Origin of the sequence: Salmonella sp. SAL00672 (genome assembly GCF_046552175.1) — a bacterium.
GTDB classification, from domain to species: Bacteria; Pseudomonadota; Gammaproteobacteria; order Enterobacterales; family Enterobacteriaceae; genus Salmonella; species Salmonella enterica.
The window spans coordinates 1-23,442 of sequence record NZ_JBGDUQ010000013.1 but is presented as its reverse complement, the minus strand read 5'-3'; the positions used below and the strand labels follow the sequence as shown (position 1 = coordinate 23,442).

At 52.3% G+C, this 23,442-nt stretch carries 21 protein-coding genes; 17 read left to right on the top strand and 4 right to left on the bottom strand.

All coding sequences use genetic code 11. The features are described from left to right. Nucleotides 1-28: 28 nt before the first annotated feature. On the top strand, nucleotides 29-1,372 hold the full coding sequence (locus tag ACLJTG_RS21475) for an anaerobic sulfatase maturase (RefSeq protein ID WP_073998953.1): 1,344 nt from the start codon (nucleotides 29-31) through the stop codon (nucleotides 1,370-1,372). A gap of 79 nt (nucleotides 1,373-1,451) precedes the next feature. Here the strand turns inward: ACLJTG_RS21475 and ACLJTG_RS21470 are convergent, their stop codons facing one another. After that, nucleotides 1,452-2,264, bottom strand: a complete 813-nt coding sequence (locus tag ACLJTG_RS21470; RefSeq protein WP_000213959.1) for a dienelactone hydrolase family protein — start codon at nucleotides 2,262-2,264, stop codon at nucleotides 1,452-1,454. A gap of 258 nt (nucleotides 2,265-2,522) precedes the next feature. Between ACLJTG_RS21470 and udp the strand changes: the two genes are divergently transcribed. From udp to tatD, 9 genes are all read left to right on the top strand, one after another. Beyond that, entirely contained in the window at nucleotides 2,523-3,284 is a 762-nt protein-coding gene (gene udp / locus ACLJTG_RS21465; protein ID WP_000045169.1) for a uridine phosphorylase, read from the top strand. A 139-nt stretch (nucleotides 3,285-3,423) separates the two neighbouring features. Further along, nucleotides 3,424-4,854 (top strand): DNA recombination protein RmuC, encoded by a 1,431-nt coding sequence (gene rmuC / locus ACLJTG_RS21460; RefSeq protein WP_000355562.1) that lies wholly within the window; start codon nucleotides 3,424-3,426, stop codon nucleotides 4,852-4,854. 95 nt (nucleotides 4,855-4,949) lie between these two features. Beyond that, complete coding sequence (gene ubiE / locus ACLJTG_RS21455; RefSeq protein ID WP_000229009.1) at nucleotides 4,950-5,705, top strand: bifunctional demethylmenaquinone methyltransferase/2-methoxy-6-polyprenyl-1,4-benzoquinol methylase UbiE; 756 nt, start codon at nucleotides 4,950-4,952, stop codon at nucleotides 5,703-5,705. A gap of 9 nt (nucleotides 5,706-5,714) precedes the next feature. After that, a complete protein-coding gene (ubiJ, locus tag ACLJTG_RS21450; protein WP_001116090.1) occupies nucleotides 5,715-6,320 on the top strand; it encodes a ubiquinone biosynthesis protein UbiJ in 606 nt (201 codons plus the stop codon). After that, on the top strand, nucleotides 6,317-7,957 hold the full coding sequence (gene ubiB / locus ACLJTG_RS21445; protein ID WP_000187559.1) for a ubiquinone biosynthesis regulatory protein kinase UbiB: 1,641 nt from the start codon (nucleotides 6,317-6,319) through the stop codon (nucleotides 7,955-7,957). The genes ubiJ and ubiB overlap by 4 nt, the downstream gene beginning before the upstream one ends. A gap of 205 nt (nucleotides 7,958-8,162) precedes the next feature. Next, nucleotides 8,163-8,417, top strand: a complete 255-nt coding sequence (gene tatA / locus ACLJTG_RS21440; protein WP_000508972.1) for a Sec-independent protein translocase subunit TatA — start codon at nucleotides 8,163-8,165, stop codon at nucleotides 8,415-8,417. A gap of 3 nt (nucleotides 8,418-8,420) precedes the next feature. Beyond that, on the top strand, nucleotides 8,421-8,969 hold the full coding sequence (gene tatB / locus ACLJTG_RS21435) for a Sec-independent protein translocase protein TatB (RefSeq protein ID WP_000459612.1): 549 nt from the start codon (nucleotides 8,421-8,423) through the stop codon (nucleotides 8,967-8,969). A 2-nt stretch (nucleotides 8,970-8,971) separates the two neighbouring features. After that, on the top strand, nucleotides 8,972-9,751 hold the full coding sequence (gene tatC / locus ACLJTG_RS21430; protein WP_000257554.1) for a Sec-independent protein translocase subunit TatC: 780 nt from the start codon (nucleotides 8,972-8,974) through the stop codon (nucleotides 9,749-9,751). 41 nt (nucleotides 9,752-9,792) lie between these two features. Further along, nucleotides 9,793-10,575 (top strand): 3'-5' ssDNA/RNA exonuclease TatD, encoded by a 783-nt coding sequence (gene tatD / locus ACLJTG_RS21425; RefSeq protein ID WP_000459643.1) that lies wholly within the window; start codon nucleotides 9,793-9,795, stop codon nucleotides 10,573-10,575. A 7-nt stretch (nucleotides 10,576-10,582) separates the two neighbouring features. Here the strand turns inward: tatD and rfaH are convergent, their stop codons facing one another. Further along, complete coding sequence (gene rfaH / locus ACLJTG_RS21420) at nucleotides 10,583-11,071, bottom strand: transcription/translation regulatory transformer protein RfaH (protein WP_001192410.1); 489 nt, start codon at nucleotides 11,069-11,071, stop codon at nucleotides 10,583-10,585. A 185-nt stretch (nucleotides 11,072-11,256) separates the two neighbouring features. Between rfaH and ubiD the strand changes: the two genes are divergently transcribed. From ubiD to ACLJTG_RS21405, 3 genes are all read left to right on the top strand, one after another. After that, nucleotides 11,257-12,735 carry a 4-hydroxy-3-polyprenylbenzoate decarboxylase gene (ubiD, locus tag ACLJTG_RS21415; RefSeq protein ID WP_000339764.1) on the top strand — a complete coding sequence of 493 codons (1,479 nt, stop codon included), beginning with the start codon at nucleotides 11,257-11,259 and terminating at the stop codon, nucleotides 12,733-12,735. A gap of 85 nt (nucleotides 12,736-12,820) precedes the next feature. Then, entirely contained in the window at nucleotides 12,821-13,522 is a 702-nt protein-coding gene (gene fre / locus ACLJTG_RS21410; RefSeq protein WP_000209838.1) for an NAD(P)H-flavin reductase, read from the top strand. 249 nt (nucleotides 13,523-13,771) lie between these two features. Beyond that, nucleotides 13,772-15,595: an aryl-sulfate sulfotransferase gene (locus tag ACLJTG_RS21405; RefSeq protein ID WP_198898389.1), complete on the top strand. Its 1,824-nt coding sequence runs from the start codon at nucleotides 13,772-13,774 to the stop codon at nucleotides 15,593-15,595. 196 nt (nucleotides 15,596-15,791) lie between these two features. On the opposite strand, the gene fadA is transcribed toward ACLJTG_RS21405, so the two are convergent. Next, complete coding sequence (fadA, locus tag ACLJTG_RS21400; RefSeq protein WP_000438778.1) at nucleotides 15,792-16,955, bottom strand: acetyl-CoA C-acyltransferase FadA; 1,164 nt, start codon at nucleotides 16,953-16,955, stop codon at nucleotides 15,792-15,794. Between the two features lie 9 nt (nucleotides 16,956-16,964). Next, nucleotides 16,965-19,154 carry a fatty acid oxidation complex subunit alpha FadB gene (fadB, locus tag ACLJTG_RS21395; RefSeq protein ID WP_000966001.1) on the bottom strand — a complete coding sequence of 730 codons (2,190 nt, stop codon included), beginning with the start codon at nucleotides 19,152-19,154 and terminating at the stop codon, nucleotides 16,965-16,967. Between the two features lie 189 nt (nucleotides 19,155-19,343). On the opposite strand from fadB, the gene pepQ reads away from it, so the two are divergent. From pepQ to hemG, 4 genes are read left to right on the top strand one after another with little or no spacing between them, the layout of a single operon-like run. Beyond that, on the top strand, nucleotides 19,344-20,675 hold the full coding sequence (gene pepQ, locus ACLJTG_RS21390) for a Xaa-Pro dipeptidase (RefSeq protein WP_000444529.1): 1,332 nt from the start codon (nucleotides 19,344-19,346) through the stop codon (nucleotides 20,673-20,675). Next, entirely contained in the window at nucleotides 20,675-21,289 is a 615-nt protein-coding gene (locus tag ACLJTG_RS21385; protein ID WP_079951531.1) for an IMPACT family protein, read from the top strand. Before pepQ ends, ACLJTG_RS21385 begins: the two co-directional genes overlap by 1 nt. A gap of 38 nt (nucleotides 21,290-21,327) precedes the next feature. Further along, nucleotides 21,328-22,779, top strand: a complete 1,452-nt coding sequence (trkH, locus tag ACLJTG_RS21380; protein ID WP_000545688.1) for a Trk system potassium transporter TrkH — start codon at nucleotides 21,328-21,330, stop codon at nucleotides 22,777-22,779. A gap of 11 nt (nucleotides 22,780-22,790) precedes the next feature. Further along, nucleotides 22,791-23,336 carry a menaquinone-dependent protoporphyrinogen IX dehydrogenase gene (gene hemG, locus ACLJTG_RS21375; protein ID WP_000853982.1) on the top strand — a complete coding sequence of 182 codons (546 nt, stop codon included), beginning with the start codon at nucleotides 22,791-22,793 and terminating at the stop codon, nucleotides 23,334-23,336. Nucleotides 23,337-23,442 lie beyond the last annotated feature (106 nt).

Below are 23,442 nucleotides of genomic sequence, written 5' to 3'. Positions count from 1 at the left end.
ATGTTCCCTGGCGACGATAAACGTCGCATTGTCTCATGGCGCTGGTGAACCTTATTTTTTAACGGAGATGTCTGACATGGCGGTAGCAGGTTGTCACGTAATGGCCAAACCCGGCGGCGCGATCTGCAATATTGATTGCACATATTGCTTCTATCTTGAAAAAGAGGCGCTGTACCCGGAACGCAATAAAAACTGGCGGATGTCGGACGAGACGCTGGAACAATTTATACGCCAGCATATTGCCGCGCAGAGTGGCGACCGCATTGACTTTGCCTGGCAGGGCGGCGAACCGACCATGATGGGACTACCGTTTTTCCGTCGGGTTGTCGCATTATGTGAAAAGTACGGCGATGGGCGAAAAATCACTCATGCGTTGCAGACGAACGGCATCCTGGTGAATGACGAGTGGGCGCGCTTTTTCGCTGAACAGCATTTTCTCATCGGTCTCTCTATCGACGGTCCGGCGTCGTTACACAACCACTATCGGCTTAATCGCGCTGGAAAAGGAACTCATGAACAGGTCGTCGCAGCAATGGCGCGGCTTAAAGCGCACCATGTCGACTTTAATACCTTAACCGTCGTGGGAAAACATAACGTCGGTCATGCAGCAGACGTCTACGAATTTCTTCTGGCGGCGGGATCGCGTTTTATTCAGTTTATCCCGCTGGTGGAGCGAATGAGCACCGATAACTCATCGGTACTTAATCTGGTGATGCCCGGCGAAAGCGCGGCAAAGCTGGCGCCATGGACGGTACCGTCGTGGCAATATGGCGAATTTCTCAACCAGATCTTTGATATCTGGGTTCGTCGCGACGTAGACCGCGTCTATGTGCAGATGTTTGACGTGGCGTTAGCCGCCTGGACGGCGCAGCAGCCGGTACTGTGTGTACATTCCGAGACTTGTGGACATGCCTTCGCGTTGGAGTCGAACGGCGATCTCTACAACTGCGACCACTTTGTCTACCCGGAGCATCTGCTGGGGAATATCCACCAGCACAGCATCAAAGCCTTAAATAATAGCGAGCGGGCTATTGCCTTTGGTGAGGCCAAGCGGGAGACCCTGACCGCCGATTGTCGTCGCTGTGACTACCGCTTTGCGTGTCATGGCGGCTGTCCGAAGCATCGCTTTGCCGTCTCGCCGTCCGGTCATCCTGCGCATAATTACTTGTGTGCGGGCTATAAGCATTTTTTCCAGCACGTTACGCCGTATATGAATGTCTGGCGGGAGCTGCTGGCGCAAGGCTATCCGATGGCATCGATCATGCGCTGGCTGGCGCAGGACGCGCGTAAAGACACAGGAGCCGTCAGTCGTAACCATCTCTGTCCCTGCGGCAGCGGCAAAAAATATAAAAAATGCTGTGGTAAAGCATAGCTAACGTGGCGATGACGCTTTGTTGAGCCTACACCGACTCCGGTCTCGTAGGCCCAACAAACATCGTAATGCGCTGTGGTTAGCCTTTTTTCCCGCCGTACTGCGCGAACCATTCCAGCATTCTTTGCCAGCCGTCTTTCGCCGAGGCTTCGTGGTAGCCCGGACGATAATCGGCATTAAACGCGTGCCCTGCATCGGGATAGACCACGATTTCCGCCTTCGCATTAGCGGCGCGTAGCGCCTGACGCATGGTTTCCACGCTCTCCTGTGGAATACTGGTATCCTGTCCGCCGTATAAACCCAGTACCGGCGCGTTAAGATCGGTGGCGATATCAACGGGATGCTTCGGCGAATTGAGTGACGTGTCGCCCACCAGCTTGCCGTACCACGCTACCGCTGCTTTTAACTGTGGGTTGTGCGCGGCGTATAGCCAGGTAATCCGGCCTCCCCAACAAAAACCGGTGATCATCAGCCGATGCGCATCCCCGCCGTTGCGCGAAGCCCAACTGGCGACGTGATCCAGGTCGGCAAGGACTTGCGAATCGGGTACTTTAGCCACCAGCCCGCTCAATAATGTGGGTATATCGGCGAAATCATTGGGGTCGCCTTCGCGGAAATAGAGCTCCGGCGCGATAGCGAGATAGCCTTCCAGCGCCAGTCGTCGGCAAATATCGCGAATGTGTTCATGTACGCCAAAAATTTCCTGTACCACAATGACCACAGGCAGCGCGCCGTCGCTCGCTTTTGGTCTGGCGTAATAGGCTGGCATATCGTCGCCCTGAGAGGGAATCGACGTTATCCCCGCGCTAATGGCCCCATCAGGCGTATGAATCATCGTAGGGGCAAGTGGGGAAGCTGCAGGTGCAAAGCCGGATGGATGTGTCGTTGTCATGGTATTCTCCGTACCCTTAAAAAATAGCGCAATCTTAACTATAGACAGTGTGTAACAAACCACATTGCCTTAAAGCGGCTATCTTTTGTGCAATGCCTGGCGATATTGATTATTTATTGTGATAGGCATCACTTTTTAATGGTAAGCGAATGCAATTGTTTTACGCCATAGTGATGGCTGTCACGAAAATATCTTTATGCCTTAGGTAAAGTGTCTTTTTGCTTCTTCTGACAAACCCGATTCACAGAGGAGTTTTATATGTCCAAGTCTGATGTTTTTCATCTCGGCCTCACCAAAAACGATTTACAAGGGGCCCAGCTCGCCATCGTCCCTGGCGATCCTGAGCGTGTGGAAAAGATCGCCGCGCTGATGGATAAGCCGGTTAAGCTGGCATCTCACCGCGAATTCACCTCCTGGCGCGCTGAGCTGGATGGCAAAGCAGTTATCGTTTGCTCTACCGGTATCGGCGGCCCGTCTACCTCTATTGCCGTGGAAGAACTGGCGCAACTGGGTATTCGTACCTTCTTGCGTATCGGCACCACGGGGGCTATTCAGCCGCACATTAACGTCGGCGACGTTCTGGTAACGACCGCATCCGTTCGTCTGGATGGGGCGAGCCTGCATTTTGCGCCGATGGAATTCCCGGCGGTTGCCGACTTTGCCTGCACCACTGCGCTGGTTGAAGCCGCGAAATCGATTGGCGCCACGACTCACGTTGGCGTAACCGCCTCTTCCGACACTTTCTATCCGGGTCAGGAACGTTACGACACCTATTCTGGCCGCGTTGTGCGTCGCTTCAAAGGTTCTATGGAAGAGTGGCAGGCGATGGGCGTGATGAACTACGAAATGGAATCCGCTACGCTGTTAACCATGTGCGCAAGCCAGGGGTTACGCGCAGGTATGGTGGCGGGCGTTATCGTCAACCGTACCCAACAAGAGATTCCGAATGCGGAAACGATGAAACAAACTGAAAGCCACGCGGTGAAAATCGTCGTGGAAGCGGCCCGTCGTCTGCTGTAATTCTCCTCTCTTTTGCAAAGGCCGACGCGTTCGGCCTTTTCTTTTTGCGTGGCGCCTCGCAGGAAATCCCTTTTAAACTGGACGTTTATACAGCACAATTCTATTTTGTGCAGGACAGTGTGGTTCCAGGAGAGGTGTTGTGGATATTACTCTTATGATAAGCGCCGTCGTGGCGCTGGCGGCTGGGGCGGTGATTGGCTGGCTGGCGACGAAAGCGCACGCCGATCAAATCCGCGCCGATCTTATCGAAGAACGGCGTGAGCTGGATATCGAACTTAGCGCGGCCCGGCAGCAATTAGCGCAAGAAGCGCACTGGCGCAGTGAATGCGAGTTACTTAATAACGAACTGCGCAGCCTGCACAGTATTAATACCTCTCTGGAAGCCGATCTGCGTGAAGTCACGACCCGTCTGGAAGCGACTCAGCAACACGCGGAAGACAAAATCCGTCAGATGATCAACAGCGAACAGCGTTTAAGCGAGCAGTTTGAAAATCTGGCGAATCGTATCTTTGAACACAGTAATCGTCGCGTAGACGAACAAAACCGACAAAGCCTGAATAGCCTGCTGACGCCGCTGCGTGAGCAACTGGACGGTTTTCGCCGCCAGGTTCAGGAGAGTTTTGGCAAAGAAGCGCAGGAGCGGCATACGCTGGCGCACGAAATTCGTAATTTGCAGCAGCTTAACGCGCAAATGGCGCAGGAAGCGATCAACCTGACGCGCGCCCTGAAAGGGGACAATAAGGCGCAAGGAAACTGGGGCGAAGTTGTGCTGGCGCGGGTGCTGGAGGCATCCGGACTGCGTGAAGGCTACGAATACGAAACCCAGGTCAGTATTGAGAACGATGCGCGCTCGCGGATGCAGCCGGATGTCATCGTCCGCTTGCCGCAGGGCAAAGATGTGGTCATCGACGCTAAAATGACGTTGGTCGCCTACGAGCGTTACTTTAACGCTGAAGATGACTACACGCGCGAGGCCGCTTTACAAGAGCACATCGCCTCGGTGCGCAATCATATTCGCTTACTGGGGCGTAAAGACTACCAGCAGCTTCCCGGCCTCCGCTCGCTGGACTATGTTCTGATGTTTATCCCCGTAGAACCCGCTTTCCTGCTGGCGTTAGATAAACAGCCCGAACTGATAACCGAGGCGCTGAAAAATAACATTATGCTGGTAAGCCCCACGACGCTGCTGGTGGCGTTACGGACAATCGCCAACCTGTGGCGCTATGAACACCAGAGCCGCAATGCGCAGCACATCGCAGACAGAGCCAGTAAGCTCTACGATAAAATGCGGTTGTTCGTTGATGATATGTCAGCGATCGGTCAGAGTCTGGATAAAGCGCAGGATAACTACCGCCAGGCGATGAAAAAACTTGCGTCGGGGCGTGGCAACGTTTTGGCGCAGGCGGAGGCCTTCCGGGGGCTAGGCGTGGAAATCAAACGCGAGATTAATCCGGATTTAGCGGAACAGGCCGTTACGCAAGATGAAGAATATCGTTTACGATCGATCCCTGAAGGGCGGCAGGATGAACATTATCCCAATGATGAACGGGTGAAGCAGCAGTTAAGTTAACCCATACGGAGTAGTTTAGTCCTGGCGCAGAGTAGGGCAAATTGGCCCAATCTGTTACACTTCTTGAACATTTTTATCGATAAGCAGGCACTGAGATGGTGGAAGATTCACAAGAAACGACGCACTTTGGCTTTCAGACCGTCGCTAAAGAGCAGAAAGCTGACATGGTGGCCCACGTTTTTCATTCTGTGGCGTCAAAGTACGATGTGATGAATGACTTAATGTCATTTGGCATTCATCGTTTGTGGAAGCGCTTCACCATTGATTGCAGTGGCGTGCGTCGTGGACAAACCGTTCTCGATTTAGCGGGCGGGACGGGCGATCTTACCGCGAAATTTTCACGTATGGTCGGGGAAACTGGCAAAGTTATCCTGGCGGATATTAATGATTCCATGCTCAAAATGGGGCGTGAGAAGCTGCGCAATATCGGCGTGATCGGCAACGTAGAGTATGTGCAGGCGAATGCCGAAGCTCTGCCTTTCCCTGATAATACGTTTGATTGCATTACCATTTCGTTTGGTTTGCGCAATGTAACGGAAAAAGAAAAAGCGCTGCGGTCAATGTTCCGTGTGTTGAAACCCGGCGGACGTTTACTGGTGCTTGAATTTTCCAAGCCTATCATTGAGCCGCTGAGTAAAGCGTATGACGCCTATTCTTTCCATATTTTACCGCGTATTGGCTCGATGGTCGCGAACGATGCGGATAGCTATCGGTATCTCGCGGAATCCATCCGTATGCATCCCGATCAGGATACCTTAAAAGCCATGATGCAGGACGCCGGATTTGAGAGCGTGGATTATTACAATCTGACGGCGGGTGTTGTGGCATTGCACCGTGGTTATAAATTCTAGGAGGGTGGAATGCCTTTTAAACCCTTAGTGACCGCAGGAATTGAAGGTCTCCTCAATACGTTTCTGTATCGTTCGCCAGCGCTGAAATCAGCCAGAACGCGCTTACAGGGAAAAGTACTGTGTGTGAAACTAAAGGGATTTTCGACGCCATTAGTCCTGGTATTCAGCGAACGCCAGGTTGATGTGCTGGGGGCATGGGAAGGCGAAGCGGACTGTACGGTAATCACTCAAGCTAGCGTTTTGCCAAAACTACGCGATCGTCAGCAGTTGGCCGCGCTTATTCGCAGCGGCGAACTGGAAGTGCAGGGCGATATTCAGGTCGTGCAAAATTTTGTGGCGCTCGCCGATCTCGCCGAATTCGATCCTGCGGAGCTGTTGGCGCCATACACGGGTGATATTGCGGCGGAAAGTATCGGTAAGGCCGTGCGTGGCGGGGCTAAATTCCTGCGCCACGGGTTTCAACGCCAGCAGCGTTATGCCGCTGAAGCGATCACTGAAGAGTGGCGTATGGCGCCTGGCCCGCTGGAAGTCGCATGGTTTGCCGAAGAAACCGCGGCTGTTGAGCGCGCCGTAGATTCTCTGACCACACGGCTGGAAAAACTGGAGGCCAAATGACGCCAGGTGAAGTACGGCGCCTATATTTCATCATCCGCACGTTTTTAAGCTACGGCCTTGATGAACTCATCCCCCGAATGCGTCTTACACTGCCACTCCGATTATGGCGCTATTCGCTGTTCTGGATGCCAAACCGGCATAAAGATAAATTGCTGGGTGAACGATTAAGACTGGCGTTGCAAGAGCTGGGACCGGTCTGGATCAAATTTGGTCAGATGCTCTCCACGCGCCGTGACCTGTTCCCGCCGCAAATCGCCGATCAGCTCGCTTTGCTCCAGGATAAAGTCGCGCCATTCGATGGTCGGCTGGCGAAAGCCCAGATTGAAGAGGCGATGGGGGGGCTACCTGTCGAAGCCTGGTTTGACGACTTTGATATCCAGCCTTTAGCGTCGGCGTCAATCGCCCAGGTACATACCGCGCGATTGAAATCAAACGGTAAAGAAGTGGTTATTAAGGTCATTCGCCCGGATATTTTGCCGGTAATTCAGGCAGACCTGAAACTGATTTATCGCCTTGCTCGCTGGGTACCACGCCTGTTGCCGGATGGGCGTCGTCTGCGCCCGACGGAAGTGGTGCGTGAGTATGAGAAAACGCTGATCGATGAGCTGAATCTGCTGCGGGAATCGGCCAACGCGATTCAGTTACGCCGCAATTTTGAAAATAGTCCCATGCTGTATATCCCGGAGGTGTACTCCGATTACTGTAGCCAGAACATGATGGTGATGGAGCGGATATACGGCATTCCGGTTTCGGATGTGGCGGCGCTGGAAAAGAACGGCACCAACATGAAACTGCTGGCGGAACGCGGGGTTAAAGTTTTCTTCACCCAGGTTTTCCGCGACAGCTTTTTCCATGCGGACATGCATCCGGGAAATATTTTTGTCAGCCATGAACACCCTGAAAACCCGCAATATATCGGCATTGACTGCGGTATCGTCGGGTCGCTAAACAAAGAAGATAAGCGCTATCTGGCTGAAAACTTTATCGCGTTCTTTAATCGCGATTACCGAAAGGTGGCGGAGCTGCATGTCGATTCAGGCTGGGTTCCGCCAGATACCAACGTTGAAGATTTTGAGTTTGCCATCCGCACCGTCTGTGAACCTATCTTTGAAAAGCCGCTCGCGGAAATCTCGTTTGGTCATGTGTTGTTAAACCTTTTCAATACAGCGCGTCGATTTAACATGGAAGTCCAGCCGCAACTGGTGTTGTTGCAGAAAACATTATTGTATGTTGAAGGGGTTGGGCGGCAACTTTATCCTCAGCTTGATTTGTGGAAAACGGCGAAGCCGTTTCTTGAGTCCTGGATCAAAGATCAGGTGGGTATTCCGGCTCTCACGCGGGCTCTTAAAGAAAAAGCGCCGTTCTGGGTCGAAAAAATGCCAGAAATACCTGAACTGGTGTACGACAGTTTGCGCCAGGGCAAATATTTACAGCACAGTGTTGATAAGATTGCGCGCGAGTTACAGGTAAACCATGTGCGCCAAAGTCAGTCTCGTTATTTATTGGGAATTGGCGCAACGCTGTTACTGAGCGGGTCATTCTTACTCGTCAACCGCCCTGAATGGGGATTGATGCCTGGCTGGCTCATGGTCGGCGGCGTAGTTGTCTGGCTGGTTGGCTGGCGTAAAACTCGTTGAGATTTTTTATCGCTCAACGCCGGTTGTGTCACGCAGGTACATATTATCACTCGAGGCAGTACTCAGGCCGCAAGTCAATGTCGTCCCGGTCGTATGTAAAAGTATGTGAATAGGGCGGGCGAAAGCGGCTAACAAAGAGGCAGCGCGAAGGATAATGTGTATAATGCGGCCCTATTAATTCATCATCTATCACAGAGGAACATGTATGGGTGGTATCAGTATTTGGCAGTTGTTGATTGTTGCCGTTATCGTCGTACTGCTGTTCGGCACCAAAAAACTCGGTTCCATCGGTTCCGATCTTGGCGCGTCTATCAAAGGCTTTAAAAAGGCCATGAGCGATGATGATGCCAAACAGGATAAAACCAGTCAGGACGCTGATTTTACCGCTAAATCTATCGCGGATAAGCAAGGCGAAGCGAAAAAGGAAGACGCTAAAAGCCAAGATAAAGAGCAGGTATAATCCGTGTTTGATATCGGTTTTAGCGAACTGCTGTTAGTGTTCGTTATCGGCCTCATTGTGTTGGGGCCGCAACGATTGCCAGTAGCGGTAAAAACGGTAGCGGGCTGGATTCGCGCGTTGCGATCCCTTGCGACAACGGTTCAGAATGAACTGACTCAGGAACTGAAACTTCAGGAGTTCCAGGACAGTCTGAAAAAAGTCGAAAAGGCGAGCCTGGAAAATCTGACTCCCGAACTGAAAGCATCTATGGATGAACTGCGTCAGGCGGCGGAGTCGATGAAACGCACCTACAGCGCTAACGATCCCGAACAAGCGAGCGATGAAGCGCATACCATCCATAATCCGGTGGTAAAAGGGAACGAAACGCAGCATGAGGGCGTCACCCCTGCCGCCGCTGAAACACAGGCGAGCGCGCCGGAACAAAAGCCGGAGCCCGTTAAAGCTAACGTGCCTGAGTCGACGGAAACCGCTTCCGTAGCCACGATAGACGCCGAGAAGAAATCCGCTGCGCCTGTTGTCGAATCTTCCCCCTCGTCGAGTGATAAACCGTAAACATGGCTGTAGAAGATACTCAACCGCTTATCACGCATCTGATCGAGTTGCGTAAGCGCCTGCTAAACTGCATCGTCGCAGTGCTTCTGATTTTTCTGGCGTTAATTTATTTCGCCAATGATATTTATCATTTAGTCGCCGCACCGCTGATTAAACAGATGCCGCAAGGGGCGACAATGATTGCGACGGATGTGGCGTCGCCGTTTTTTACGCCTATCAAACTCACCTTCATGGTGTCTTTGATCTTATCCGCGCCTGTCATTTTGTACCAGGTTTGGGCCTTTATCGCCCCGGCGCTGTATAAGCATGAGCGTCGTCTGGTCGTACCGCTGCTGGTATCCAGTTCGCTGCTTTTCTACATTGGTATGGCCTTCGCCTATTTTGTCGTATTCCCTTTGGCCTTTGGTTTCCTGACGCATACGGCGCCGGAAGGGGTACAGGTTTCGACAGATATCGCCAGCTATCTTAGCTTTGTCATGGCGCTTTTTATGGCCTTTGGCGTAGCCTTTGAAGTGCCGGTGGCGATTGTGTTGCTGTGCTGGATGGGCATCACCACGCCAGAAGATTTGCGTAAAAAACGGCCTTATATCCTGGTCGGGGCATTCATTGTGGGAATGCTGCTTACGCCGCCAGATGTTTTCTCGCAAACGTTGCTGGCGATACCGATGTACTGCCTGTTTGAAATTGGCGTTTTCTGCTCACGCTTTTATGTCGGTAAGCGACGGACGCGCGACGAAGATAACGAGGCCGAAACCGAAAAGGCCGAGCACACTGAAGACTAAACACAACCGCCCGCCAGGGCGGTTGTCATATGGGGGCAAGCATGTTTGATATTGGCGTTAATTTAACCAGTAGCCAGTTTGCAAAAGATCGTGATGATGTGGTCGCCCGTGCGTTTGCGGCGGGAGTAAAAGGTATGCTACTGACCGGAACGAACATCCATGAAAGTCAGCAGGCGTTAAAACTGGCGCGGCGCTACCCCCATTGTTGGTCGACGGCTGGCGTCCATCCCCATGACAGCAGTCAGTGGTCATCCGCGTCTGAAGACGCCATTATTGCGCTGGCGAACCAGCCGGAAGTCGTCGCTATCGGTGAGTGCGGGCTGGATTTCAATCGCAATTTTTCTACGCCGCAGGAGCAGGAGCGTGCCTTTCAGGCGCAGCTACAAATTGCCGCCGAATTACAGATGCCAATCTTTATGCACTGCCGGGACGCGCATGAGCGATTTCTGGCATTGCTTGATCCCTGGCTGGATAGTCTTCCTGGTGCAATACTGCACTGCTTTACCGGTTCACGCCAGCAAATGCAGGCCTGTGTGGACAGAGGGCTCTATATCGGTATTACCGGGTGGGTTTGCGACGAACGACGCGGACTTGAGCTACGTGAACTCTTACCGTTTATTCCAGCGGAAAAGCTACTGATAGAAACCGACGCGCCGTATCTGTTGCCTCGCGATCTTACGCCGAACCCAACGTCACGACGCAACGAGCCCGCGTATCTGCCTCACATCCTGGAGCGCATAGCGCTATGGCGTGGTGAAGATCCGCAATGGTTAGCGGCGATGACAGATGCCAACGCCAGAACCTTATTTGAGGTCGTATTCTGAACGATAGCTAAATCTTGCGAAAACCGGTGTTTTTTACGCTCTGCTTCACTTCTTTATTGAGTAAATTAAGCAGTAACATCGAACGCGTTTCGCCATCCGGTTCGGTAAAAATCGCTTTCAGCCCTTCAAATGCGCCTTCCGTGATGATGACGCTATCGCCGGGATAGGGGGTTTCAGGATCGACAACGCCTTCGGGCTTGTAGATAGAAAGCTGATGAATAACGCTGGAAGGCACGATCGCAGGATGCGCGCCAAAGCGCACAAAATGGCTGACGCCGCGCGTGGCGTTGATTGTAGTGGTATGTATCACTTCCGGATCAAATTCAACGAACAGATAATTAGGAAAGAGCGGTTCGCTGACGGAGGTACGTTTTCCGCGTACCATTTTTTCCAGGGTGATCATCGGTGTCAGGCAACTTACCGCTTGTCTTTCGAGGTGTTCCTGAGCACGCTGAAGTTGCCCGCGTTTGCAGTACAGTAAATACCAGGATTGCATAATGACTCTTATCCGCTTGTTCGGGGCGCAAGCATAGCAAAAGCCATGCGCGAAGTTAATTATACACTTCATCCTTTAAGCCGTATCTGGATTAGCGTTGGTTGCCAGAGTTCACGCTAATTTAACAAAAATACAGCATCCCGATGATGAACGCCGTATAATGATGCGCTTACCAAGAGGCTACAATGGACGCCATGAAATATCACGATTTACGCGACTTCCTGACGCTACTTGAGCAGCAGGGGGAACTAAAACGCATCACGCTACCTGTGGATCCTCATCTGGAAATCACGGAAATCGCTGACCGCACGCTGCGTGCGGGTGGACCGGCGTTGCTGTTTGAAAATCCTAAAGGTTACGCCATGCCGGTGCTGTGCAACCTTTTTGGCACGCCAAAACGCGTGGCGATGGGCATGGGGCAGGATGATGTTTCCGCCTTACGGGAAGTGGGTAAATTATTAGCGTTTCTGAAAGAACCTGAGCCGCCGAAAGGCTTTCGCGATCTGTTTGACAAGCTGCCGCAGTTTAAGCAAGTGCTGAATATGCCGACGAAACGGTTACGCGGCGCGCCTTGCCAGCAGAAAATCGCGTCTGGCGATGATGTCGATTTAACGCGTCTTCCTGTCATGACCTGTTGGCCGGACGACGCCGCGCCGCTGATTACCTGGGGACTGACGGTAACGCGTGGCCCGCACAAAGAACGGCAAAACCTGGGCATTTATCGTCAGCAGTTGATAGGTAAAAATAAGCTGATTATGCGCTGGCTGTCTCACCGCGGCGGCGCGCTGGATTTTCAGGAGTGGTTAGCCGCGCGTCCGGGTGAACGTTTCCCGGTCTCCGTCGCATTGGGCGCCGATCCGGCGACGATACTTGGCGCCGTGACTCCAGTTCCCGATACTCTGTCGGAGTATGCCTTTGCGGGCCTGCTGCGCGGCACGAAAACTGAAGTGGTTAAATGTCTTTCTAACGATCTGGAAGTGCCTGCCAGCGCCGAGATTATCCTTGAAGGTTACATTGAGCCGGGAGAGATGGCGCCGGAAGGACCGTATGGCGATCATACGGGCTATTATAATGAAGTGGATAGCTTTCCGGTCTTTACCGTCACGCATATTACACAGCGTGAGGATGCCATCTATCACTCCACCTATACCGGGCGTCCGCCCGATGAGCCTGCGGTGTTAGGGGTGGCGCTCAATGAAGTCTTCGTGCCTATTCTGCAAAAACAGTTTCCGGAAATCGTCGACTTTTATCTGCCGCCGGAAGGGTGTTCTTACCGCCTGGCGGTAGTGACGATGAAAAAGCAGTACGCTGGTCATGCGAAACGCGTCATGATGGGCGTCTGGTCGTTTTTGCGCCAGTTTATGTATACGAAATTTGTTATCGTTTGCGATGATGACGTTAACGCACGCGACTGGAATGATGTGATCTGGGCGATTACCACCCGTATGGACCCTGCGCGGGATACGGTGCTGGTTGAAAATACGCCGATTGATTACCTGGATTTTGCCTCGCCGGTCTCCGGGCTGGGTTCAAAAATGGGGCTGGATGCCACAAACAAATGGCCGGGCGAAACCCAACGCGAGTGGGGTCGTCCTATTGTTAAAGATCCTGAAGTTACCGCGCGTATTGATGCGATTTGGGATGAGCTGGCTATCTTTAAATAACTGAAAGCGGACATCGACATTTCAGGCTGCGGCGACTCGGCTTGAAAAATGTCGGTATTGACCCGACACCCGACAGAGGGAGCGCATGACAACCTTAAGCTGTAAAGTGACCTCGGTAGAAGCTATCACCGATACCGTATATCGGGTTCGTTTAGTGCCGGACGCGGCGTTTACATTCCGCGCTGGTCAGTATTTGATGGTCGTAATGGACGAGCGTGACAAACGCCCGTTTTCGATGGCTTCAACGCCGGACGAGAAAGGGTTTATTGAATTACACATTGGCGCCTCCGAGCTCAATCTGTATGCGATGGCGGTCATGGATCGAATTCTGAAAGACCGGGAAATCGTCGTCGATATTCCGCATGGCGACGCCTGGCTACGTGACGATGAAGAGCGTCCGTTGATTCTGATCGCGGGCGGTACGGGCTTTTCTTATGTGCGCTCCATCCTGTTGACGGCGTTAGCGCGCAACCCGAACCGCGATGTTACCATTTACTGGGGTGGTCGCGAAGAAAAGCACCTCTATGATCTCTCTGAGCTGGAAGCACTCTCTGTTAACCATCCGAATTTGCGTATTGAACCTGTTGTCGAGCAGCCGGAAGAAGGCTGGCGTGGACGTACAGGAACGGTACTTACGGCGGTATTGCAGGATTATGGTACGCTGGCGGGGCACGATATTTATATTGCCGGACGTTTTGAGATGGCGAAAATCGCCCGCGATCTGTTCTGTCATGAGCGTAACGCGCGGGAAGATCGTCTGTTTGGCGATGCGTTCGCATTTATTTAACTATTTTATGGGACGCAGTAGCGTCCCTTTTTACGTTAGCCTACCTAAAAGTCCTCTTAAATATTAATTAATCGTCAACTATAAAACGTTATGATATTGAATATCTACAGGCTTTGTATTGCGTGTAATAAATTAAGTAATATTATGTCCTGAGACTATCAATAAAAATAGTTAATTATATATGCTTCATTTATTTTTATAAAAGAAACATAAAATGGAAAGTTATTTATTTATAAGATGGAGAGTGTTATGAAATTTAAATATGCTTTAACTTCTCTCGCATTATCTGTTGCAATTTTGTCATCAGTACCTTCTACTGCTTTCGCCATCGGCGGCGCCAGCGGCGCTAAAGTGGACTATCAGGTCCAGGGAAAAATTGGCGAAGTTGTTATGAACCCCTATGATATCGCGCCGCTAACCGCCGTTATTCGTAATGGCGGTTACCAGTTACGTGACGTGCATGTACGGATTGTACCCAAAGAAAATGGCCAGGAGATCGCGTATAAAGTTAATAATAAATACCTTTTAACGTATGGCGGTATTCCCGTCTTTGGTCTTTACCCGGATTATGTCAATACCGTTGAAGTTGAATATACAAGGATCCAGGGTAGTAAAACCGAAAATGTAAAAGAAAGCTATAAAATGTATGCGCCGCCTGCCTATATTGAATCAGCGGGTACAAAAGAAGAACAATCAGCACTCTTTACTATCGATGTTAAAAAGGTTTCCCCAGAATTTAAAGATCGCTTGTATCTTTTGAATAATACGAAAGATAAGTCTGGGAATGGAACGCGTACTGTCTGGAACAACCCTACTGGGGGTGCATTAGAATGGAACTTCACTACAGCTAACGCTATTATCGACACCTCCGGTGATATTCGTTGGTTTATGAATCCAAGTTCAATTTATGATTTAAAGTCAATTTATCGTGCTGGCGTTATGATGGGCTTTAAACAAAACCAGGATGGCGCACTATCGTGGGGCTACGGTCAGCGTTATGTGAAATACGATATCATGGGGCGTGAAATCTTTAACCGCCGTCTGCCGGATAATTATAACGATTTTTCACACTCAATGGATAACGCGGCCAACGGTCACTACTTCCTGCGTGTAGCCAGCTCTAACTATAAACGCCCTGATGGGAAAAATGTTCGTACCGTGCGTGATGTGATTGCCGAAGTTGATCAGAACGGCGTGGTAGTGGATGAATGGCGTCTGTTTGATATCCTCGATCCTTATCGTGATGTGATAATGAAAACCCTCGATCAGGGCGCTGTGTGCCTGAATATCGACGCCAGCCAGTCCGGCCATACGTTGAGCGAAGAAGATCTGGCGGCGCTGGACTCCTCCGACAAATTCGGGGATATCGTGGGTTGTGGGGCTGGCCGCAACTGGGCGCATGTCAACAGCGTCGACTATGACAGTGAAGATGATTCCATCATCATCAGCTCCCGCCACCAGAGTGCGATTATCAAAATCGGCCGCGATAAGAAAGTGAAGTGGATACTGGGTACGCCTGCTGGCTGGAAAGCGCCATTTAATGCCGCAATTCTGACGCCAGTGGATAGCAAAGGCCAAAAAATTGCTTGCCAGGACAGTGGCTGCGAGGGTGACTTCGACTGGACATGGACGCAACATACGGCCTTTAAAATTGATAGTAAGAGTAAAGGCGATATCTTATACCTTTCCGCTTTCGACAATGGCGATGGCCGCGGCTTAGAACAGCCTGCTATGCAGAGTATGAAATACAGCCGCTCCGTGATTTACAAAATCGACCAGAAAAACAAGACAGTCCAACAGATCTGGCAATACGGTAAAGAGCGCGGGAACGAGTGGTTTAGCCCGGTAACCTCTATCACCGAGTACCAGACTGACAAGAATTCTGTGTTCGTGTATTCCGCAACAGCAGGTGGTGCGTTTGATTTGTCGGTAGGCGCATTTACCAGCTTGCCTAATCCGTATCTGGAAGAGTTCAAATGGGGAGAAAAAGAGCCTGCGGTCGAAATGCAAATACATGGTGCGCGTGGATATCAGGCTATGCCATTTAGCCTGACCAAAGCGCTTACTGAGTAGAACGGGCCATACGGTGAAAAAACCCGCCCCTGACGGGCGGGAAAAACGGCAACTAAACTGTTTCCCGTCATAATTCGCGCAGCCTCTTTGTTGGCTGCCTTTGCTCATCCCGGGCACATAGTTATCTATGTGCCCGGGGATTCGCTCAGTTGCCGCTGCGCTGCAATGCGAGTTATTTAGGGGATATTATCTTTGATTAAACCCGCTCAAACACCGTGGCGATGCCCTGACCCAGACCAATACACATCGTCGCCAGACCAAACTGCGCGTCTTTGCGCTCCATCAGGTTGATAAGCGTGGTGCTGATACGTGCTCCGGAGCAGCCGAGCGGATGACCAAGCGCGATCGCGCCGCCGTTGAGGTTGATCTTCTCGTCTATCTGCTCCATCAATCCCAGATCCTTAATGCATGGCAGGATCTGTGCGGCAAACGCTTCGTTCATCTCAAACACATCGATATCGCTGGCCGACAGTCCCGCTTTTTTCAACGCCAGTTTTGACGCCGGAACCGGCCCGTAACCCATAATTGACGGATCACAACCCACCACTGCCATTGAGCGAATACGGGCGCGAGGTTTCAGGCCCAGCTCACGGGCACGACTTTCGCTCATTACCAGCATGGCGGCTGCGCCATCGGAAAGCGCGGATGAGGTGCCCGCCGTGACCGTGCCACTAACCGGATCAAATGCCGGACGCAGCGTTGATAGCGCTTCGACCGTGGTTTCCGGGCGGATCACTTCATCGTAGTTAAACTGCTTCAACACGCCGTCTGCATCATGACCGCCAGTCGGGATAATCTCCGTTTTGAATGCGCCAGACTGCGTGGCGGCCCAGGCGCGAGCATGAGAACGCGCGGCGAACTGGTCCTGCATTTCCCGGCTAATGCCGTGCAGGCGGGAGAGCATTTCCGCCGTTAGCCCCATCATCCCTGCCGCTTTGGCGACGTTGCGACTCAGACCCGGGTGAAAATCCACGCCGTGACTCATCGGCACGTGCCCCATATGCTCCACGCCGCCAACCAGACAAACCTGCGCATCGCCGGTCATGATCATTCGCGCTGCATCGTGTAACGCCTGCATCGAGGAACCACACAGACGGTTGACGGTGACCGCCGGTACCGAATGGGGAATTTCTGCCAGCAGCGCGGCGTTACGGGCAATGTTGAAGCCTTGCTCCAGCGTTTGTTGTACGCAGCCCCAGTAAATATCATCGAGGGTCGCCGCTGTAAGCGACGGATTACGCGCCAGCAGGCTACGCATTAAGTGGGCGGAGAGATCTTCTGCCCGCACGTTGCGAAACGCGCCGCCCTTCGAACGGCCCATCGGGGTGCGAATAGCATCGACAATGACAACCTGTTCCATTGTGACTCCTTAAGCCGTTTTCAGAGAACCAACCGGACGGGCTGGTTCAACCGGGGGATAATACGGTTCGTTATGGCGCGCTTTATTACGCAGCCCTTCCGGCACTTCATACAGCGGGCCGAGGTGTTGATACTGCTGCGCCATATCAAGATATTTCGCGCTGCCCTGTGTATCCAGCCAGCGGAATGCGCCGCCGTGGAATGGAGGGAAGCCCAGGCCGTAGACCAGCGCCATATCGGCTTCCGCCGGGCTTGCGATAATGCCTTCTTCCAGACAGCGAACCACTTCGTTAATCATCGGGATCATCATACGGGCGATTATCTCGTCGTCGCTGAAGTCGCGTTTCGGCTGACTGACGCTTGCCAGCAGGTCATCCACCGCAGCATCTTCTTCTTTCTTCGGCTTACCCTTGCTGTCTTCTTTATAGCGCCAGAAGCCCAGACCGTTTTTTTGCCCAAAACGGCTGGCGTCAAACAATGCGTCGATCGCGTCGCGATACTCTTTCTGCATCCGTTGCGGGAAGCCTGCCGCCATTACCGCCTGCGCGTGATGCGCGGTATCAATGCCGACAACATCCAGCAGATAGGCCGGGCCCATCGGCCAGCCGAACTGTTTTTCCATCACTTTATCGACCTTGCGGAAATCCGCGCCGTCGCGCAGCAGTTGACTGAAACCGGCGAAATAGGGGAACAGCACGCGGTTAACAAAGAAGCCGGGGCAGTCGTTGACTACAATCGGCGTCTTGCCCATTTTGCTTGCCCAGGCGACGACTTTGGCGATGGTTTCGTCTGAACTCTTCTCGCCGCGAATGATTTCAACCAGCGGCATCCGGTGTACCGGGTTGAAGAAGTGCATTCCGCAAAAGTTTTCCGGACGTTCCAGGGCGCTTGCCAGTTCGCCAATCGGGATGGTGGAGGTATTTGAGGCCAGCACGGTTTCCGGGCGCACTTTCTGCTCGGTTTCCGCCAGTACCGCTTTTTTGACTTTCGGATTTTCGACTACCGCTTCGACAACAACATCTACGCGATCGAAACCGGCATAATCGAGAGTCGGGTGGATGGTCGAAATGACGCCCGCCAGCTTCAGACCGTCGATCTTGCCGCGCTCCAGCTGTTTGTTCAGCAGCTTGGCCGCTTCGGTCATGCCGAGGTTCAACGATTTATCGTTGATATCTTTCATGATGACCGGTACGCCTTTCCAGGCCGACTGGTAAGCGATACCGCCGCCCATAATACCCGCGCCCAGTACGGCTGCCTGTTTCGGCGTCTCAATATCTTTGGTCAGCTTTTTGGCTTTACCTTTTACATATTGATCGTTGAGAAAGATACCGACCAGCGCACGAGCCTCATTGGTATGCGCCAGCGGAACAAAGCTTTTATTTTCCAGATTCAGCGCTTCTTCACGACCAAAACGCGCGGCGGCTTCAATGGTTTTCACTGCGGTCATCGGCGCCGGATAATGTTTACCCGCCGTTTGTGCGACCATGCCTTTAGCGATGGTAAAGCTCATCGCCGCTTCAATCTTACTGAGTTTCAACGGTTCCAGTTTCGGCTGGCGTTTAGCTCTCCAGTCGAGATCGCCGGTAATGGCCTGGCGTAACACCGCTATCGCGCCTTCAATTAGCTTCTCTTGTTTGACCACGCCGTCCACAAGGCCGATTTTCAGCGCGTGCTCAGCACCGACATCTTTACCTGCCGCGATAATCTCCAGCGCGCTGTCTGCGCCCAGCATACGCGGCAGACGAACGGAGCCGCCGAAACCCGGCATGATGCCCAGTTTAGTTTCCGGCAGACCGATACGGAGGTCTGGCGTCGCCAGACGGTAATCGGTGGCCAGCACGCATTCGCACCCGCCGCCCAGCGCATAGCCGTTTACGGCGGCAAGGGTCGGTACGGGTAAATCTTCCAGACGGTTAAAGACGCTATTAGCGAAATGCAGCCATTGGCTTAACTGCTCTTCGGGGACGAGGAACAGTGAAAGAAATTCGGTGATGTCCGCGCCGACAATAAAGGCCGCTTTATTCGAGCGCAGCAGCAGCCCTTTTAAATCGTGTTGCTTTTCCAGCACCTCAAGCGCCTGGCCGAGGCTGGCGACGGTTGCGGTGTCGAGTTTATTGACCGAGCCTGGAGCATCGAACACCAGTTCGGCGATGCCATCTTCCAGCCAGTCGAGGTACAGGGTGTCGCCTTTATAAAGCATGTCAGTCTCCTGAATCCACAAGGTGATCTGGTCGTACCAGATGAAGCGAAGTGTGTATTTTGTGTTAATAAAATGCAAATAAATGATTAAAGAAATGCCGATGTGATCACGCTCGGCATAGATCACGCTCTCGTGGGGCGATGTGCTAAGATGCGGGAACTTGAGGTCAAAAAAACAGAAGGGTAAAAAATGGAATCACTGGCCGCGCTCTATAAAAATCATATTGTTACCTTACAAGAACGGACGCGCGATGTTCTGGCGCGCTTTAAGCTGGATGCGTTACTTATTCACTCCGGCGAGCTATTCAACGTCTTTCTCGACGATCACCCTTATCCGTTTAAGGTCAATCCGCAGTTTAAAGCGTGGGTGCCGGTAACTCAGGTTCCAAATTGCTGGCTGCTGGTCGATGGCGTCAACAAACCCAAATTGTGGTTTTATCTGCCGGTCGATTACTGGCATAACGTTGAACCGCTGCCAACGTCCTTCTGGACGGAAGAAGTCGAGGTCGTCGCCTTGCCGAAAGCGGATGGCATCGGCAGCCAACTGCCTGCCGCGCGTGGCAATATCGGCTATATCGGCCCGGTTCCTGAGCGCGCGCTACAATTGGATATCGCCGCCAGCAACATCAACCCGAAAGGTGTTATCGACTATCTGCATTACTACCGCGCCTATAAAACGGATTATGAACTGGCCTGTATGCGCGAAGCGCAGAAAATGGCGGTGAGCGGTCATCGTGCGGCGGAAGAGGCCTTCCGTTCCGGCATGAGCGAGTTTGACATCAACCTGGCGTACCTGACCGCCACGGGACATCGCGATACCGATGTTCCATACAGCAACATTGTGGCGCTGAACGAACATGCCGCCGTGCTGCATTACACGAAACTGGATCATCAGGCACCGTCTGAAATGCGCAGTTTCCTGCTGGATGCGGGCGCGGAATACAATGGCTACGCGGCGGATCTGACGCGGACCTGGTCGGCGAAAAGCGATAACGACTACGCCCACCTGGTGAAAGATGTTAACGATGAACAGTTGGCGCTGATCGCTACCATGAAGGCGGGCGTCAGCTATGTGGATTATCATATTCAGTTCCATCAGCGCATCGCGAAGCTGCTGCGTAAACATCAAATCATTACCGACATGAGTGAAGAGGCGATGGTGGAAAATGATCTTACCGGGCCGTTTATGCCGCACGGTATTGGTCATCCGTTGGGTCTGCAGGTACACGATGTGGCCGGGTTTATGCAGGATGATTCCGGTACGCATCTCGCTGCACCGTCCAAATACCCGTATCTGCGCTGCACGCGTGTGTTACAGCCGCGAATGGTGTTGACCATCGAACCGGGGATTTACTTCATCGAATCGCTGTTAGCGCCGTGGCGCGAAGGCCCGTTCAGCAAGCACTTCAATTGGCAGAAAATTGAAGCGCTCAAGCCTTTCGGCGGTATTCGCATTGAAGATAACGTGGTCATCCACGAAAACGGCGTGGAAAACATGACGCGGGATTTAAAACTGGCGTAATGGACAGTTGGTTAATCCCTGCAGCGCCGGTCACCGTTGTTGAAGAGATCAAAAAAAGCCGCTTTATTACGCTATTGGCGCATACCGATGGCGTAGACGCGGCGAAAGCGTTTGTTGAGTCAGTCAGAGCTGAGCACCCTGATGCGCGCCACCATTGTGTGGCGTGGGTGGCGGGTGCGCCGGACGACTCACAGCAACTGGGCTTTTCAGACGACGGCGAACCGGCGGGAACGGCAGGCAAGCCAATGCTTGCGCAATTGATGGGCAGTGGCGTCGGAGAGATTACTGCCGTCGTCGTGCGCTACTATGGTGGTATTCTGCTGGGTACGGGCGGGCTGGTAAAAGCCTATGGCGGCGGTGTGAATCAGGCATTACGTCAGCTTGCCACACAACGCAAGACGCCATTAACCGAATATACTTTGCAGTGTGAGTACGGTCAGTTGGCCGGAATCGAAGCATTATTAGGACAGTTTGCCGGGAAGATCGTTTCCAGCGATTATCAGGCGTCTGTTCGGCTCAGGGTGGCGCTTCCTTTTGCTCATATGAATGCATTTTCCACAAAACTGGCGGATTTTAGCCGTGGTTCATTGCAATTGTTAGCGATTGAAGAATAATCCCCACCTCATTTTTAAGAATAAAGGAAGCGGCAGAGATGCATTTTCGCGCCATTACCCGAATCGTTGGACTACTGGTTATCTTATTTTCGGGGACAATGATTCTCCCGGGACTGGTAGCGCTAATATATCGTGATGGCGCAGGAAGAGCGTTCACGCAGACCTTTTTTGTCGCGCTGGCGATCGGTTCCATACTGTGGTGGCCAAACCGTAGGGAAAAGGGCGAGCTGAAATCCCGCGAAGGATTTCTTATCGTGGTGCTGTTCTGGACCGTGCTGGGCAGCGTGGGTGCGCTGCCGTTTATTTTCTCGGAAAGCCCAAACCTCACCATTACCGATGCTTTTTTTGAATCGTTCTCCGGGTTAACCACCACGGGCGCCACTACGCTGGTGGGGCTGGATTCATTACCGCACGCCATTCTCTTTTATCGTCAGATGCTGCAATGGTTTGGCGGTATGGGGATCATTGTGCTGGCGGTGGCGATTCTCCCTATCCTCGGCGTCGGGGGGATGCAGCTCTATCGGGCAGAAATGCCGGGGCCGCTCAAAGATAACAAAATGCGCCCGCGTATTGCCGAGACGGCGAAAACGCTGTGGCTTATCTATGTTTTGCTAACGGTAGCCTGCGCGCTGGCGCTATGGTTTGCAGGGATGCCCGCGTTTGACGCTATCGGACACAGCTTCTCCACTATCGCTATCGGCGGCTTCTCAACGCATGACGCCAGCGTAGGCTATTTTGATAGTCCCACTATTAATACCATCATCGCTATTTTCCTGCTGATCTCCGGTTGTAACTATGGCCTGCATTTCTCTTTATTAAGCGGGCGTAGCCTGAAGGTATACTGGCGCGATCCGGAATTCCGCATGTTCATCGGCGTACAGTTGACGCTGGTGGTGATCTGCACGCTGGTACTGTGGTTCCATAATATCTACGACTCGGCGCTGACAACGCTAAATCAGGCATTCTTCCAGGTTGTGTCGATGGCGACAACGGCAGGGTTTACCACGGACAGCATTGCGCGCTGGCCGCTGTTTTTGCCCGTCTTGCTGCTATGTTCCGCGTTTATTGGCGGTTGCGCCGGGTCAACGGGCGGGGGGTTAAAGGTCATCCGTATTCTGTTGTTGTTTAAACAGGGGAACCGCGAACTCAAACGTCTGGTGCATCCGAATGCCGTTTACAGTATTAAGCTGGGGAACCGGGCGCTGCCAGAACGTATTCTGGAAGCCGTCTGGGGATTCTTTTCTGCCTACGCGCTGGTATTTATCGTCAGTATGCTGGCTATTATCGCTACAGGCGTAGATGATTTCTCGGCTTTCGCCTCGGTAGTGGCTACGCTTAATAACCTGGGACCGGGGCTGGGGGTGGTTGCTGATAACTTCGCCAGTATGAATCCGGTTGCGAAATGGATACTCATTGCCAACATGCTATTTGGTCGTCTGGAAGTATTCACTTTGCTGGTACTTTTTACCCCGACTTTCTGGCGTGAATAATGGAGTAACACGTGAAAACATTGATTCTTTTCTCTACCCGGGACGGACAAACGCGCGAAATTGCCTCTTATCTGGCTTCTGAACTCAAAGAGATGGGGATCTGGGCCGATGTCGTTAATCTGCATCGCGCAGAAGAACCGGACTGGGATAGCTATGATCGCGTAGTGATTGGCGCGTCTATTCGTTATGGCCATTACCACAGCGCCTTTCAGGAGTTCGTTAAGAAATACGCCACGCGGTTGAACGGAATGCCGAGCGCCTTTTATTCCGTTAACCTGGTGGCGCGTAAAGCTGAAAAACGGACGCCGCAGACTAACAGCTACGCGCGGAAGTTTTTAATGAGCTCTCCGTGGCGACCTGACTACTGTGCCGTCATTGCAGGCGCGCTTCGCTATCCCCGCTATCGCTGGTATGACCGTCTGATGATCAAGCTTATTATGAAAATGTCGGGCGGCGAAACGGATACCAGTAAAGAAGTGGTGTACACCGACTGGGAACAGGTTGCGCACTTTGCCCGTGAAATAGCCCATTTAACCAACAAATCGTCGGCAAAATAAACGTAAAGAATAAAAAGTGCGCACTCAGAAAATTATTTTAAATTTCCTCTTGTCAGGCAGAAATAACTCCCTATAATGCGCCACCACTGACACGGAACAACGGCAC

Bases quoted from the DNA above. Each gene is read 5' to 3' on its own strand.
- ACLJTG_RS21470 (WP_000213959.1), bottom strand. From the start codon at position 2,264: ATGACAACGACACATCCATCCGGCTTTGCACCTGCAGCTTCCCCACTT.
- udp (WP_000045169.1), top strand. From the start codon at position 2,523: ATGTCCAAGTCTGATGTTTTTCATCTCGGCCTCACCAAAAACGATTTA.
- ubiE (WP_000229009.1), top strand. From the start codon at position 4,950: ATGGTGGAAGATTCACAAGAAACGACGCACTTTGGCTTTCAGACCGTC.
- ubiJ (WP_001116090.1), top strand. From the start codon at position 5,715: ATGCCTTTTAAACCCTTAGTGACCGCAGGAATTGAAGGTCTCCTCAAT.
- ubiB (WP_000187559.1), top strand. From the start codon at position 6,317: ATGACGCCAGGTGAAGTACGGCGCCTATATTTCATCATCCGCACGTTT.
- tatA (WP_000508972.1), top strand. From the start codon at position 8,163: ATGGGTGGTATCAGTATTTGGCAGTTGTTGATTGTTGCCGTTATCGTC.
- tatC (WP_000257554.1), top strand. From the start codon at position 8,972: ATGGCTGTAGAAGATACTCAACCGCTTATCACGCATCTGATCGAGTTG.
- tatD (WP_000459643.1), top strand. From the start codon at position 9,793: ATGTTTGATATTGGCGTTAATTTAACCAGTAGCCAGTTTGCAAAAGAT.
- rfaH (WP_001192410.1), bottom strand. From the start codon at position 11,071: ATGCAATCCTGGTATTTACTGTACTGCAAACGCGGGCAACTTCAGCGT.
- ubiD (WP_000339764.1), top strand. From the start codon at position 11,257: ATGGACGCCATGAAATATCACGATTTACGCGACTTCCTGACGCTACTT.
- fre (WP_000209838.1), top strand. From the start codon at position 12,821: ATGACAACCTTAAGCTGTAAAGTGACCTCGGTAGAAGCTATCACCGAT.
- ACLJTG_RS21405 (WP_198898389.1), top strand. From the start codon at position 13,772: ATGAAATTTAAATATGCTTTAACTTCTCTCGCATTATCTGTTGCAATT.
- fadA (WP_000438778.1), bottom strand. From the start codon at position 16,955: ATGGAACAGGTTGTCATTGTCGATGCTATTCGCACCCCGATGGGCCGT.
- fadB (WP_000966001.1), bottom strand. From the start codon at position 19,154: ATGCTTTATAAAGGCGACACCCTGTACCTCGACTGGCTGGAAGATGGC.
- pepQ (WP_000444529.1), top strand. From the start codon at position 19,344: ATGGAATCACTGGCCGCGCTCTATAAAAATCATATTGTTACCTTACAA.
- ACLJTG_RS21385 (WP_079951531.1), top strand. From the start codon at position 20,675: ATGGACAGTTGGTTAATCCCTGCAGCGCCGGTCACCGTTGTTGAAGAG.
- trkH (WP_000545688.1), top strand. From the start codon at position 21,328: ATGCATTTTCGCGCCATTACCCGAATCGTTGGACTACTGGTTATCTTA.